Source organism: Nocardioides sp., from assembly GCF_047602075.1.
GTDB lineage: Bacteria > Actinomycetota > Actinomycetes > Propionibacteriales > Nocardioidaceae > Nocardioides.
Map to the genome: position 1 here is coordinate 213,435 of NZ_JASGIF010000002.1, position 13,593 is coordinate 227,027.

The 13,593-nt window shown below is 70.0% G+C and carries 11 protein-coding genes and 1 pseudogene; 8 read left to right on the forward strand and 4 right to left on the reverse strand.

Annotated features, from left to right (window positions below; all coding sequences use genetic code 11):
- Nucleotides 1-6: 6 nt before the first annotated feature.
- Both QM714_RS13740 and QM714_RS13745 read left to right on the forward strand, forming a co-directional pair.
- Entirely contained in the window at nucleotides 7-1,653 is a 1,647-nt protein-coding gene (locus QM714_RS13740) for a S8/S53 family peptidase (RefSeq protein ID WP_415101494.1), read from the forward strand.
- Nucleotides 1,637-4,096, forward strand: coding sequence for a CHAT domain-containing protein (locus QM714_RS13745; RefSeq protein WP_415101496.1), 2,460 nt, complete (start codon nucleotides 1,637-1,639; stop codon nucleotides 4,094-4,096). Before QM714_RS13740 ends, QM714_RS13745 begins: the two co-directional genes overlap by 17 nt.
- Nucleotides 4,097-4,159: 63 nt before the next feature.
- On the opposite strand, the gene QM714_RS13750 is transcribed toward QM714_RS13745, so the two are convergent.
- Entirely contained in the window at nucleotides 4,160-4,966 is an 807-nt protein-coding gene (locus tag QM714_RS13750) for a deoxyribonuclease IV (RefSeq protein WP_415101498.1), read from the reverse strand.
- Between the two features lie 314 nt (nucleotides 4,967-5,280).
- On the opposite strand from QM714_RS13750, the gene rpsF reads away from it, so the two are divergent.
- The 5 genes from rpsF (at nucleotide 5,281) to QM714_RS13775 (ending at nucleotide 7,658) form a co-directional block, all read left to right on the forward strand.
- Nucleotides 5,281-5,574 (forward strand): 30S ribosomal protein S6, encoded by a 294-nt coding sequence (gene rpsF, locus QM714_RS13755; protein ID WP_415101500.1) that lies wholly within the window; start codon nucleotides 5,281-5,283, stop codon nucleotides 5,572-5,574.
- Nucleotides 5,575-5,660: 86 nt separating this feature from the next.
- Nucleotides 5,661-6,203 carry a single-stranded DNA-binding protein gene (locus QM714_RS13760; protein ID WP_415101502.1) on the forward strand — a complete coding sequence of 181 codons (543 nt, stop codon included), beginning with the start codon at nucleotides 5,661-5,663 and terminating at the stop codon, nucleotides 6,201-6,203.
- Nucleotides 6,204-6,336: 133 nt separating this feature from the next.
- Entirely contained in the window at nucleotides 6,337-6,573 is a 237-nt protein-coding gene (gene rpsR / locus QM714_RS13765) for a 30S ribosomal protein S18 (RefSeq protein WP_415101504.1), read from the forward strand.
- A 14-nt stretch (nucleotides 6,574-6,587) separates the two neighbouring features.
- Nucleotides 6,588-7,034 carry a 50S ribosomal protein L9 gene (gene rplI / locus QM714_RS13770; protein WP_415101506.1) on the forward strand — a complete coding sequence of 149 codons (447 nt, stop codon included), beginning with the start codon at nucleotides 6,588-6,590 and terminating at the stop codon, nucleotides 7,032-7,034.
- A 108-nt stretch (nucleotides 7,035-7,142) separates the two neighbouring features.
- Nucleotides 7,143-7,658, forward strand: coding sequence for a TetR family transcriptional regulator (locus QM714_RS13775; RefSeq protein ID WP_415103032.1), 516 nt, complete (start codon nucleotides 7,143-7,145; stop codon nucleotides 7,656-7,658).
- Between the two features lie 141 nt (nucleotides 7,659-7,799).
- Here QM714_RS13775 and QM714_RS13780 read toward each other — a convergent pair.
- The 3 genes and pseudogenes from QM714_RS13780 to nagB form a co-directional block, all read right to left on the reverse strand.
- A pseudogene (locus QM714_RS13780) lies at nucleotides 7,800-9,029 on the reverse strand (MATE family efflux transporter); the annotation flags it as partial.
- Between the two features lie 31 nt (nucleotides 9,030-9,060).
- A complete protein-coding gene (gene nagA / locus QM714_RS13785) occupies nucleotides 9,061-10,218 on the reverse strand; it encodes an N-acetylglucosamine-6-phosphate deacetylase (RefSeq protein WP_415101508.1) in 1,158 nt (385 codons plus the stop codon).
- A gap of 49 nt (nucleotides 10,219-10,267) precedes the next feature.
- Nucleotides 10,268-11,053, reverse strand: a complete 786-nt coding sequence (gene nagB / locus QM714_RS13790) for a glucosamine-6-phosphate deaminase (RefSeq protein WP_415101510.1) — start codon at nucleotides 11,051-11,053, stop codon at nucleotides 10,268-10,270.
- A 654-nt stretch (nucleotides 11,054-11,707) separates the two neighbouring features.
- On the opposite strand from nagB, the gene dnaB reads away from it, so the two are divergent.
- Nucleotides 11,708-13,555: a replicative DNA helicase gene (gene dnaB / locus QM714_RS13795; RefSeq protein WP_415103033.1), complete on the forward strand. Its 1,848-nt coding sequence runs from the start codon at nucleotides 11,708-11,710 to the stop codon at nucleotides 13,553-13,555.
- The last annotated feature ends 38 nt before the right edge of the window (nucleotides 13,556-13,593 follow it).

The window sequence follows — 13,593 nt, forward strand, 5'->3', positions numbered from 1 at the left end:
TAGGACATGGCCCAGAACCCCAAGCAATCGTCGGCCAAACCAGAGCAGGACACCAGACTCTGGCGTGATCCGACGCCGCCTCCGCAGCGCGCGCTCGACGAGTACGACGGCCGGGTGCTCGACCCGTCGACCGCGATGGCGCTGCCGGGCATCACGCCGTACGCGACCGTCTATGTGGGCCCGCGACTGCTGATCTCCACGCTCTTCGACGTGCCCCTCCTGCTCGGCCGGTTGCGCGAGGTGGCGGCCGGCCTCGGCTGGAGCGTCAGTCTGGATGCCGGAGTGCGGGAGCCCGCCGAGGGTCGACGACGCCGGGGTCGGATGCCGCGGACGTGGTCCAAGTCGGGCGAGGACATCGGCGTCGTCGGCGTCAACCTCTCGGTCACCGAAGGCAACGGCAAGGCCGTGCAGGCGCCTGACGGCTGGATCTTGCTTCAACAGGCCAGGGCGACCTTCGGCAATCCGATGCGAGGTGTCGGCCTCGATCACATCGTGTTCCTGCGGCCCGGCATGTGGGCACCCAACCCGGGGATGTGGGCGCCGAACCCCGGGATGTGGGGACCCAACCCCATCGACAACGCGATCCTCAGCTATATGCTGCCCGGCTCCGGAGGCCGACAGCCGGTTGCCTATGTCGGTCCCCGTCCGCACCGCCACCCGGACAAGAGAATCAAGGGCAGGCGCCCGGTGGTGGGTGTGCTGGACACGGGCTGTGGTGAGCACCCCTGGCTCGAGGACGCCGTCCAGACCGATGTCCGGCTGAACGGAAAGCCCATCGGCTACACGTTGAAGAAGACCAACCCGGAGATCCACCCGGACCAGGTGGGTCCACTCGACGGTGGGATCGACTCCTACTCCGGGCACGGGACCTTCATCTGCGGACTCGTGCACCAGATGTGTCCGGACGCGGACATCTACGCCTGGCGCGTGGTGAACTCCGCCGGTCCGGTCCGTGAATCCGATCTGATCAAGGCACTGCGCGGCATCCTTGCGCTCGTCGAGGCCTATCGGGAGGATCCCCGCACCGGTCGACCGATCGACGTGCTCAGTCTGTCCTTGGGCTACTACCACGAGACACCCGAGGACGAGCTGATCGACCCGACGGTGTGGGAGATCATGCGTCGGTTCGGCGCCGCAGGGACCGTTGTGGTCTGCTCAGCCGGCAACGACGCCACCGCGCGACCGATGTTCCCCGCGGCGTTCACCCCGTGGGACGACGGCAACGGGCCGATTCCGCCGGACCCCACTGCGCTGCCGGTCGTGTCGGTCGGCGCGCTGAACCCCAGCGGCAAGACCGACGCCCTGTTCTCCAATGCAGGGCACTGGGTCAGGGTGCACGACTACGGGGCCGCCGTGGTGAGTACGCTGCCACTGAACTTCGAAGGTGGAGCGCTGCCAGCCTCGCGCACCCGGGCGTTCAAGCGCGTGCGCGAGTCGATCGACCCGGACAACTTCACGGGTGGCTTCGGCGTCTGGAGCGGCACCTCCTTCGCAGCGCCTCTCTTCGCCGGGCGGCTCGCCCAAGAGATCGGGAGCCGCCTCATGCGCAACTCGAACGACACCGTCGCGGGCGCCAAACGGCGCGCTTGGGCGTCGCTAGTGGAGCTGAGCGACCTCCGACCGCAAGAATTGCGGAGTGCTAAGCGCTCGTGAGCTGTACGACCGAGGCGTCGCCGCTAGTAGCAGTGGGCGACTGGGTGCCGCGCGCCGCTACCTGAACCGTGCGGCCGGGGCCAGCACTGACGCCGATCTGTCGGCCTTGGTGGAGGTCAGCACTGCCTACCTCGACTCCGAGACGGGGGATCTGCCCGGCGCACTGGCCCGGCTTGACGACGTGCTCGCCCGCCCCGGACTGGAGGTGCGGACGCTGGGCATCGCTCGCAGCCAGCGTGGTCTGCTGCATGCCCGCGCCGGCAGCTCCGCGAGTGCGTTGCGCGACTTCACCGACGCGCTCGGCGTCATCGGTGACGACGCGGTGTTGGCCGGTCGTGCCTATCTCAACCGCGGCAACCTGCACATGCAGAACGGCGATCTGGCGGGCGCCCGAGCCGACTTCGAGGCGGTCCTGGGCTGCCTGGAGTCGCCCGAGCCGGACGCCAACTACGACAAGGCGAAGTTCAACCTCGGCTATGCCGATCAGCTCGCCGGTGATCTGGTCTCGGCCATGCGGAGGATCGACGACGTGGAGCCACGGCTCGCCGCGCTCGGCCCGCTCTACCAGGCCACGATCTCCGGGACTCGTGGGGAGATCCTGATCCAGGCCGGCCTCCTCGCTCAAGGGGAGAAGCAGCTCGCCAACGCCGCGCAGACTTACGGCCGCCGGCGGCTACCGCTGTTCCAGGGAGAGGCCGAGGTGATCCGGGCGCGTGCCCTGCTGGCCGACGATCCGCGGGCGGCCCGGAGGATCGCCAGGCAAGCGGCACGTCGATTCCGGCGCCACGGAAGTGAGGTGTGGGCGCTGCGAGCTGACGCGATCGCCACCATGGCGGCGGTGCGAGCGGGCTCCCGGTCACTGCGGCTGGTCGAGGAGATCGACGCTCTCCTTCCTCGGCTGCACCGCGAGCGGCTGATGGACGATGCTGCGCTCGTCCATCTGCATGCCGTCCGCGTGCTGATCCGCCGCGGCGACCTCGACGACGCCGGGCGTCGGCTGCGGAAGGTCCGCGTCTCCGCATCGGCCCCGATCGGGCTGCGGCTGCTCCGGTTGGAGATCGCCGCCGACTTGGAGCGTGCCCGGGGGCGGCGTTCGCTTGCCTTCGGACGCCTCAGGCAGGGGTTGGAGTCTCTGCATGCCTGGCAGTCGTCCTTCGGGAGCCTGGACCTCCAGAGCGGAGTCGTCGGCCACGGCCGCCAACTGGTGATCGACGGCCTCGCGCTGGCGGTCGCGGACGGGCGGCCGGAGGTCTTGTTCGAGTGGTCCGAGCGGGCTCGAGGGCTGGCCAGTCGGGTGATCCCGGTCCGGAGTCCTGGTGACCCCGCCGTGACCGAGGAGCTCTCAGAGGTGCGCTGGCTGGCAGCGCAGGCGCCTGCGGCGGACTCGCCGGCCGGCCGCCGACTGGCCGAGCTGCGCGACTCGATCCGACAGCACGCGTGGTACGGCGATGGCTCGCGGGAGGTCGTGCACCCGGTGTCCCTGACCGGGGTGACCGAGGTGCTCGAGGGGCGTGACTCGGGCTTGGTCGCCTATGTGACGACTCGTGAACGGATCGTGGCGCTAGTCGTCGCGGCTGGCCTCGCCCGCGTGGTCGACCTCGGGTCGCGAGGCCACCTGGACACGCTGTTGGGGGGACTGTTCCCCGATCTCGACATGGCCGGCTCCGATCTGCCGGCTCCGTTCGGGGCCACTGTGCGCGGCGAGCTGGTCTCCCGGTTGGCCGACCTCGCCGAGGTGTTGGTCACTCCGTTGCTCGACGACATCGGGGACCGGTCACTGGTGCTCACTCCGTCGGGAGTGCTGGCCGGTGTGCCGTGGGGGCTGCTGCCCGGCTTCCACGGTCGCCCGGTGACGGTCGCCCAGTCCGCGACCTCTTGGTTGGCTCGTTCCGTCGACCCACTGCGGTTGGAGTCGGCCGGGTTCGTGGCCGGGCCACGGGTCGAGCGGGCCGAGGCGGAGGTAGCAGCCGCTGCCGGGCTCTGGGCCGGCTCCTCGGTCCTCGGCGTCTCGGACGCCACGGCTGGGGCGGTCTCCGCCCTGGCAGCCGGGGTCGACGTACTGCATGTGTCCGCGCACGGCCGGCACTCCGCGGAGAACCCGCTGTTCTCCGGCGTGGAGCTGGTGGACGGGCCGTGGTTCGGCTACGACATCGACCAGTTGGCCGCGGTGCCGCGACTGGTGTTGCTGTCCGCCTGCGAGGTCGGCCGCTCCGAGGTCCGCTACGGCGAGGAGCTGGTCGGGATGACGGCGGCCTGGCAGCACGCCGGTGTCCGCTCGGTCGTCGCGTCGGCCGCTGCCGTGAACGACGGCGTCGCCCACGATGTGTTGGTCGGCGTGCACCGTGGATTGCGCGCCGGCCTCGACCCCGCTGCCGCGCTCGCCGCCGCTCTCCCCGCCCCCACCCCCGACACCCCACCCGCCCCGTTCGTCTGTTTCGGCTGAGGTAGCGGCTCGCGCTGGCGCCCGGGTGAGCGGCCAACCTCACCGGGGATGCGCCCGCTCGCGCTAGAGCAACCCGCGCAGGGTGTCGGCGTCGGCGCGGTGCTCCTCTACGCCACCGGGTGTCTCCAAGATCACCGGAGCACCAGCAGCTGCGACCACGTCGGCCAAAGCCTCGGCGCCGATCTTGCCCGCGCCCACGTTGGCGTGCCGATCGGCACCGGAGTCGAAGTCGTCGCGGGAGTCGTTGCAGTGGACCAGGTCGATTCGATCGGTGATCGCGAGGACGTCGGCCACCACGGTCTCGAGTGGGTTGCCGCCTGCATGGGCGTGGCAGGTGTCCAGGCAGAAGCCGACGCGGTCCGCCTGGTCGCAGGCCGCGATCGCCGCCCAGACCCCGGCGATCCGCTCCAGGTAGCGAGTCATGGCGTTGTCGCCGCCAGCGGTGTTCTCGATCAACACGGGAAGCTTGAGGTCCGTAGCATCGATGGCCTTGCGCCAGTTGTCGAAGCCGACCTCCGGATCGTCGGCCTTGTTGACGTGTCCGCCGTGCACGATCAACCCCTTGGCTCCGATCGCCGCGGCCGCGTCGACGTGCTTCTGCAGCAGCTTGCGCGACGGAATCCGGATCCGGTTGTTGGTGGTGGCGACGTTGACGATGTACGGCGCATGAACATAGAGGTCGATCCCGGCCGACTCCGCGTCGGCGCGGAGGCCGTCGGCACCACCGACGTAGCGGATCTCGGGGCCCTTGTATCCCTGCGGATCACCGAGGAAGAACTGCACCGACGCCATGCCCCGGACGCGGGCCTCGGCGATCGGGTCGGTTTGGTCGACGTGTGCTCCGATGGCGATCGTCTCGCTGCTGGCCACCGACTCCTCCTCGTCACCGCTCCCGGACTGTTCGCGTCATCGAGCGTAACCCCCGCGGTCGGCGGATGCTCAGGGCTACTGGTGTGTACGACACGCCTGGTGCGTCGTACACACCAGTAGCCATCTCGTCCACAGCCGCGAGCGGCGATTCGGCTTGCTCCGAGCGGCGCTGGTAGCCTGGGCCGTCGCCCGGTCGGCCTTGCCGTCAAGGTCAGGACCAGGTGACGAGCGGGTGGCTCAGGTCGCCCGCCACGCACAGCCCTCCTGTCACGGATCGCCCGTGGCCGCCGAGTCCAGAGGAGGTGGAGACTGCTTTGCGTGCCTACGAAATGATGGTCATCCTCGACCCGAATCTCGATGAGCGCACCGTTGCGCCCGCACTCGACAAGTACCTCGACAGCGTCATCCGCAAGGATGGCGGTTCGGTGGACAACGTCGACGTCTGGGGACGCCGTCGGATGGCCTACGAGATCGAGAAGAACGCCGAGGGGATCTACGCCGTGATCACCCTGCAGGCCGAGCCGGCGACGGTCAAGGAGCTCGACCGTCAGCTGGGCCTGAACGAATCCGTGCTACGCACCAAGGTGATGCGTCCCGCTGCTCACTGAGCGGCTGTGGACAGACACCGGCGTCGTGTCGGTCGCGTCCGCGACGATGGGACCGACGCACTCACTTCCACCGAGGGAGGCCTGACATGGCAGGCGAAACAGTCATCACCGTGGTCGGCAACCTGGTCGACGATCCCGAGCTCCGCTTCACCCCCTCCGGGGCGGCGGTCGCCAACTTCCGGATCGCCTCGACCCCACGGACCTTCGACCGACAGACCAACGAGTGGAAGGACGGCGAGGCGCTGTTCTTGTCCTGCTCGGTCTGGCGGCAGGCCGCGGAGAACGTTGCCGAGTCACTGCAGAAGGGCATGCGCGTCGTGGTGCAGGGGCGGTTGAAGTCCCGGCAGTACGAAACCCGCGAGGGTGAGCGACGCACCGTCTTCGAGATCGACGTCGACGAGGTCGGCCCCAGCTTGAAGTACGCCACCGCCAAGGTCACCCGCACCACTCGCTCCGGCGGTGGCGGCGGATTCTCCGGCGGCGGTCAGGCACCGGCCGGCGACGACCCGTGGGCCAGCCCGGCTCCGCGGGGCGGTCAACAAGGCGGCGGCCAGCAGGGTGGCGGCCAGCAGGCCGGCGGCGACCCGTGGGGCGCGCCCGGGGTCGGCTCGGAGGAGCCCCCGTTCTGATCGGCTCCAGCCACGGTCAGCCGCATCGACCTTCGAGCCCCGATCACCTGAGATTCACCAGCACTGTTCCGAGACCATCCATTCCGGCGCCGCCGATCACTCGGCGTCGGGCTTCTAGAAAGGGAGCACCACAATGGCCAAGCCAGTGATTCGCAAGCCGAAGAAGAAGGTTTGCCAGTTCTGCAAGGAGAAGGCGACCGGTGTCGACTACAAGGACACCGCGCTGCTCCGCAAGTTCATCTCCGACCGCGGCAAGATCCGCGCCCGTCGGGTGACCGGCAACTGCGTCCAGCACCAGCGCGACGTGGCGATCGCCGTCAAGAACGCGCGTGAGGTCGCCCTGCTGCCCTACACCTCGACCGGTCGCTGAGAGGAGACGAGACGATGAAGCTCATCTTGACTCAAGAGGTCGAGGGCCTCGGCTCCGCCGGCGACGTGGTGGAGGTCAAGGACGGCTACGGCCGCAACTACCTGGTCCCCCGTGGCCTGGCCACCCGCTGGACCCGCGGTGGCCAGAAGACCGTCGATTCGATCAAGGCCGCTCGTGCCGCCCGTGCGGTGCGCGGCCTCGACCACGCCGTCGAGATCAAGTCCAAGCTGGAGGGCGCGCCGATCAACGTGCAGGTGCGCGCCGGTCAGGCCGGTCGGCTGTTCGGCGCGGTGACGGTGACCGAGATCGCCGAGGCGCTCTCGACCGCCACCGGTGAGAGCCTGGACCGCCGCACCATCGCGATCGCCAACCCGATCAAGGCTCTCGGCCCGCACGAGGTGTCGGTCAAGCTGCACGACGAGGTGTCGGCCAAGGTCGCCCTCAACGTCGTCCCCGCCTGACCTTTCGGCGACAGGACGGCTGAGGTGGCACAGCCACGTGGTCGCCGCCCTGCCGGCAGTGGCACCAGGGCGGCGATCCTGGCTGCGGCGAAACGACGGTTCGCCGAGGTGGGCTATCCGCGAACCACGCTGCGAGCGGTCGCCCAGGACGCGGGTGTCGACGTACGCCTGGTGACCCACTACTTCGGCTCCAAACAGGACCTGTTCGCCGAGTGCGTGGAGCTGCCCTTCGATCCGGAGCTGGCCTTCGAGGTCGTGCTCGGCCCCGGCATCGACGGGGTGGGAGAGCGACTGGCCCGCTTCGTGCTGCAGCGTGTGCTGACCCAGGAGACCGGTCGGCAGGCCGCCACCGGTCTGCTCCGGGCAGCGGCCTCGGAGGAAGAGGCGGCCGCTACGATCCGCCAGGTGTTGATGACCCGGGTGCTCGGCCCGCTGGCCGAGCGTCTCGGCGCGGATCAGCCCGAGTTGCGGGGTGCCTTGCTGGGCTCCCAGATCGCGGGCCTGGTGATGGCTCGACACGTGTTGAGCCTGCCGGTCCTCGCCGAGGCCGACGCCGAGCAGCTGGTGGCCGCGATCGGGCCGGTCCTGCAGCACTATCTGACCGATCCGCTGCCCGCCGGGTGACAGCCAGCTGACGCCGAGCACCAGCCAGCGGTCGCCGCGTTCGCGATGCAGGAGTACGACGCAGCGCGCGCCCATGAAGACCGCGGAGAAGCTGACCCAGACCCAGAGCAATCCGTGGCTGGCCATGCCATGGCTGCTCAGCGCGGCGGCGACCAGCACGACGGGCGCATAGACCAGCAGCACGACCAGCCCGGCCCAGGCCAGATAGCTCCCGTCGCCAGCGCCGATGAGCACGCCGTCGAGGACGAAGACGATCCCGGCCACGGGCTGGCCGAGGGCGGCGACGAGGAGCACCGGCACCAACAGCCGCCGCACCTCGGGGTCGCCGGTGAAGAGCCCGCCGAGCACCGGCGAGATCGCTGCCAAGGCGAGCCCGGTGACGACACCGCTGGCGGCACCCCACTGGATCATCCGGGCGGTGACGGCCCGCGCGGTGGCGGGGTCGGCCGCGCCGAGGTAGCGACCGGTCAGCGCCTGCGCGGCGATCGCGATGGCGTCGAGGACGAACGCCAAGAAGCCCCAGATCGTGAACGCCAACTGATGGGCCGCCAGGGACGCATCGTCGCCGGATGTCGAGACGACGACGGCGTAGGTGGTCACCAGCAGCGCCGCACGCAAGGTGAGGGTCCTGATCACCAGCGCGACCGCGGCACGGGCCGCAGTGCGGACCCCGCGCAGGTCGGGGCGCAGCGGTGCGCCCGCTCGCCTGGCTCCGCGCACGACCACGGTCAGCAGTGCCGCGGCAGACAGCGCCTGGGCTAGCACCGACCCCACCGCGGACCCGGCGATCCCCCAGGCCGGCGCCGGCCCGACGCCGTACACGAGCACCAGGTTGAGCACTACGTTGAGCGCGTTGCCCGCCACGGCGACCACCAGGGGGGTGCGGGTGTCTTGCAGTCCGCGCAGCACACCGGTGGCGGCGAGCATCAACAGCAGCGGGGTAGTGCCGAGGAAGGCGAGTCGGAGGTACGTCGCGGCGAAGTCGGTCACCTGCGCCGAGGCGCCGAACGCCTCGACCAGTGGCCGGGTGAGGACGACGCCCGCAGCCGTGGCGAGGGCACCGATCAGGACCGCCAGCCACAGCCCGTCGATGCCCTGGGCGAGCGCCCCGCGGTGGTCACCGGCGCCGACTCGCCGGGCCACCGACGCAGTGGTCCCGTAGGCGAGGAAGACACAGAGCCCGACCACGGTCTGCAGCACGGCGGCGGCAATGCCCAGACCAGCCAGTTGAGGCGTCCCGAGATGGCCGACGATCGCGGCGTCGGCGATCAAGAAGAGCGGTTCGGCAACTAGTGCGAGAAAGGCCGGCCAGGCCAGCCGAAGGATCTCGCGGTCGTGGCGGGAGGCATCGATCCGCGCCTGCCTCGCCATGGAGGTGAGCGTAGCTGCCCGAGTCGGTCCGTCAGGCGTCGTCCGCAGCCGGTGGCGGCGCCACCCAGACACCCCGTCGCATCACCCGGGTGAGGTGGCAGGAGGAGTCGAGGACGACGAGGTCGGCGGCAGCGCCGGGCCTTAGCCCGGCGGGGGGCAGTCCGAGTGCTCGGGCCGGCCCTACCGACGTCTGGTGGACAGCAGCGTGGAGTGCGGTGCCGCGCTCGAGCCCACTCTCGGCGAGCACGAACCGGAAGAGCCGGTCCATGGTGGCGGTGCTGCCGGCGATGGTCTCCGCGCCCGCCAGCCGGGCCACACCGTCGACGACGTCGACGGGCCGTGGGCCGAGGTGGTAGCCGCCGTCGGCCATGCCGGCCGCGGCCATCGCGTCGGTCACCAGCGAGATCCGTTCGGCGCCCACGGCGGCCATCACCTGGCGGTAGAGCGCCGGGTGCAGATGGGTGCCGTCGGTGATCATCTCCAGGGTGACCCGCTCGTTTTCCATCAGGGCGAGGACCGGCCCGGGCTCCCGGTGGTGCACGGGTCGCATCGCGTTGAAGAGGTGGGTGGCCACCGTGGCGCCGGCTTCGACGGCGGCTCGCGCATCGTCGTAGGTGCCGTCGGTGTGGCCGATCGCTGCTACCGCACCCGCCCCGACCACCCGCCGGACCGCGTCGAGCGCCCCAGGCAGCTCGGGGGCGAGGGTCACCATCCGGATGGTGCCGGCACCGAGTCGCAGCAGCGCGTCGACCTCGTCGGGATCGGGCGGGCGCAATGCCGACGGCTCGTGGGCTCCGCAGCGGCGGAGCGACAGCCAGGGGCCCTCCACGTGGATGCCGTCGAGGATGCCGTCGCGCACCTGCGTGGACAGCACGCCAACCTGATGACGCATCGTCTCGGGTGTCGCCGAGACAAGCGAGGCGACCAGGGTGGTGGTGCCGTGGGCCAGGTGCAGGTCGCGGGCCGTCCGGGTCGCCTCCGGCGTGGCATCGGAGAATGTCGCCCCGGCACCGCCATGGACATGCGTGTCGACGAATCCGGGGACCACCGTGACCTCGCCCAGGTCGAGGTCCGCCGGTCGGGGCGGTGTCCTGCCGCCGATGGAGACGATCCGACCACCGGAGACCTCCAGCCAGCCCGGTTGCAGCAGCTCCTGGCCGGTGACGACCTCGTGGGCGGTGATCAACATGTGGCGGCTCTCGAGTGGGTGTGGACCGGCGCCACCGGTGGGTGCGGGTTCACAGGCCCTGCCAGGCAGGTTTGGCGAGGTAGGTCTCCCGGTAGTAGCCGACCAGTTGCAATCGGCTGGCGGCGGCCTCGTCGACCAGGATGCTCACGTGCGGGTGATGCTGCAGCACCGTGGCGGGCCAGAGCGCGCTGACCGCGCCCTCGGCGAGCTCGTGCACCGCCTGGGCCTTGCCTTGTCCGGTCGCGACGAGCAGCACGTGCCGGGCCGCCATGATCGTCGCCAGCCCTTGGGTCAGGCAGTGGGTGGGGACGGCGTCCACGTCACCCCCGAAGAACCGCGCGTTGTCGACGCGGGTCTGGTGGGTGAGCGTCTTGATCCGGGTGCGCGAGGCCAGCGACGAGCCGGGTTCGTTGAACGCGATGTGCCCGTCGGTGCCGATCCCGAGGATCTGCAGATCCACCCCACCGGCGTCGGTGATCGCCCTTTCGTACGCCGCGCACGCAGCAGGCACGTCCCGCGCCAGCCCGTCGGGGCCCGCCACCCGGGACGGGTCGAGGTCGACCCGTCCGGTGAACTCGCGGTCGATGACATTGCGGTAGCGCTCGGGATGTCCCGCCGCGAGGCCGACGTACTCGTCCAGGGTGAACGCCCGGGCCTGTCCGAACGTCACCTCGCCGGCCTGGTGCCGACGGACGAGCTCGTCGTAGACCGGCAGCGGGGAGGAGCCCGTCGCCAGCCCCAGCACGGCGTCCGGTTTGCGGGCCAGCAGGGTGCAGACTTGGTCGGCGGCCAGCCGGCCGATCGCCTGCGCGTCGTCGAGGATCACGATCTCCATGCTTCATCCTCTCCCAGGCAGCCTGTGGGTAAGTTGTAGATAGCCCGCGCGGATCGCCCGGATGTCGACAAACACACTCGGTCGTCCAGATGACGGGAGGGTGAACGAAGATTCTCGGCAACTTTCTTGGGTGCACAACATCAGATCTGCGTTTGTGCAGGTCAGGGCGGTGTTCGGGGGATGTTGGCGGGGTTCCTCCACAGCTGGATTGACAGGTCCTGCACAGCCGTACGCGTGTCGTCCACGGGTCCTCGCGAGTTATCAACAGAGCCTGTGGATAGCGCTCTTCCATCGAGCCCCGGCGGCGCCGTACCGTCGCCCGGTTGCCAGCAGTTGGCCGCGCACCACCGACCGGTTGCCAGCGGGCGCTGAGCCACGGCGAGAGCGCCGCGGAGTCCAGTGTCGGAGGGGGACTCTAGCCTCGGTGCGAACCTGTGGTTCGAAGGTTCGTGGACAGGCTGGGGGCGGGCCGGCCGGGCAGGCAGACGAGGCAGCACAACGAGTAGGGCGAAAGGGGGAGCCTGGGTGAGCATCGTCGAGAGTGACGCGCGGGGGTTCCCCGAGCCGCCGTTCGACGACTATGGCGACGGCCCGGCGGCGTACTCTCCCGGCGAGGCACCCTTCCGCCCCGGCGACCGCACCCCGCCCCAAGACATGGCCGCCGAGCAGTCGGTGCTGGGCTCGATGATGCTGTCCAAGGACGCCATCGCCGACGTCTCCGAGGTGCTGCGGGGCGTCGACTTCTACCGGCCCTCGCACGAGATCATCCACGACGCGATCGTCGACCTCTACGGCCGCGGCGAGCCGGCCGACCCAGTCACCGTCGCCGCCGAGCTGACCCGGCGTGGGGAGCTCGAGCGGATCGGCGGCGCGCCCTATCTGCACACGCTCTCGGCCAACGTCCCGATCGCCGCCAACGCCGGCTACTACGCCGAGATCGTGCACGAGAAGGCGATCCTGCGCCGCCTGGTCGAGGCCGGCACCAAGGTGGTGCAGCTCGGCTACTCCCAGGAGGGCGAGGTCGACGCGGTGGTCGACCAGGCACAGGCGGAGATCTACCAGGTCACCGAGCGGCGCCAGTCCGAGGACTACGCCCCGTTGTCGGACATCATGGACGGCGTCCTGGACGAGATCGAGGCGATCGGCAACCGGGAGGCGGGGCTGTACGGCGTCCCGACCGGCTTCGCCGACCTCGACGACCTGACCAACGGTCTCCACCAGGGCCAGATGATCATCGTGGCCGCCCGGCCTGCGATGGGCAAGGCGCTGGCGCTGGACACTCCGCTGCTCACTCCCCGCGGCTGGACCACGATGGGCGGGGTCCGGGTCGGTGATCAGCTGTTGGATGCCCAGCGTCGTCCGACTCGCGTGGTCGCTGCCACCGAGGTGATGGTCGATCGGCCCTGCTTCGAGCTGACCTTCTCTGACAGCACCGTCATCGTGGCGGACGCCGAGCACCAGTGGGTCACCGCGCCCCTCGCTCCAGCGGGTCGCGAGCTTGCCGAGGCCACCCCGATCTTCGCAGCGGTGCGGCGCGAGCTCGTCGAGCGCCGTGCTCCCCGCGCTCGGGTGGGCCACGCCGAGGTCGGCCGGCATGCCCGGCGCTCCTCGACCGCGGGGGAGACGGTGCCGCTGGCCATTCGCACCACTGCCGAGCTGGCCGCCACCGTCGACCAGCTGCACACCATCCCGATGCCCGACGGAGGTGTGGTCAAGATCGAGTCGGTCCGGCCGGTCGACTCCGTGCCGGTGCGATGCGTGCAGGTCGACAACCCCGCTGCCCTCTACCTCGCTGGCCAGGCCGGCATCCCCACGCACAACTCCACGCTGGCGCTGGACCTGTGTCGCGCGGCGTCGATCCACAACAACATGACCAGTGCCTTCTTCAGCCTGGAGATGACCCGCTCCGAGATCACCATGCGGCTGCTGTCGGCCGAAGCCAAGGTGCCGCTCAACCACATCCGCAACGGCCAGATGGGCGACGACGACTGGGCCAAGCTCGCTCGCCGGATGGGTGAGGTCTCCTCGGCACCGATGTTCATCGACGACAGCCCCAACATGACGATGATGGAGATCCGCTCCAAGGCCCGCCGACTCAAGCAGCGGCACGACCTGCGGCTGGTGATCATCGACTACATGCAGCTGATGACCTCCGGCAAGAAGGTCGAGTCCCGTCAGCTCGAGGTCTCGGAGTTCTCCCGTCAGATCAAGCTGCTCGCCAAGGAGCTCGAGGTCCCCATCGTTGCCCTCTCCCAGCTCAACCGTGGCCCCGAGCAGCGCGCCGACAAGCGGCCGATGCTGTCGGATCTGCGCGAAAGCGGCAGTTTGGAACAGGATGCCGACATGGTCGTCCTGTTGCACCGCGACGACGTCTACGAGAAGGAGTCGACCCGCCCCGGCGAGGCCGACTTGATCATCGCCAAGCACCGCAACGGCCCCACCCGCGACCTCACCGTTGCCTTCCAGGGCCACTACTCCCGGTTCGTCGACATGGCGCACTGAGCGCCGCCCAGGTGTGCGCCGCCCGTCTGGGTCGGCAC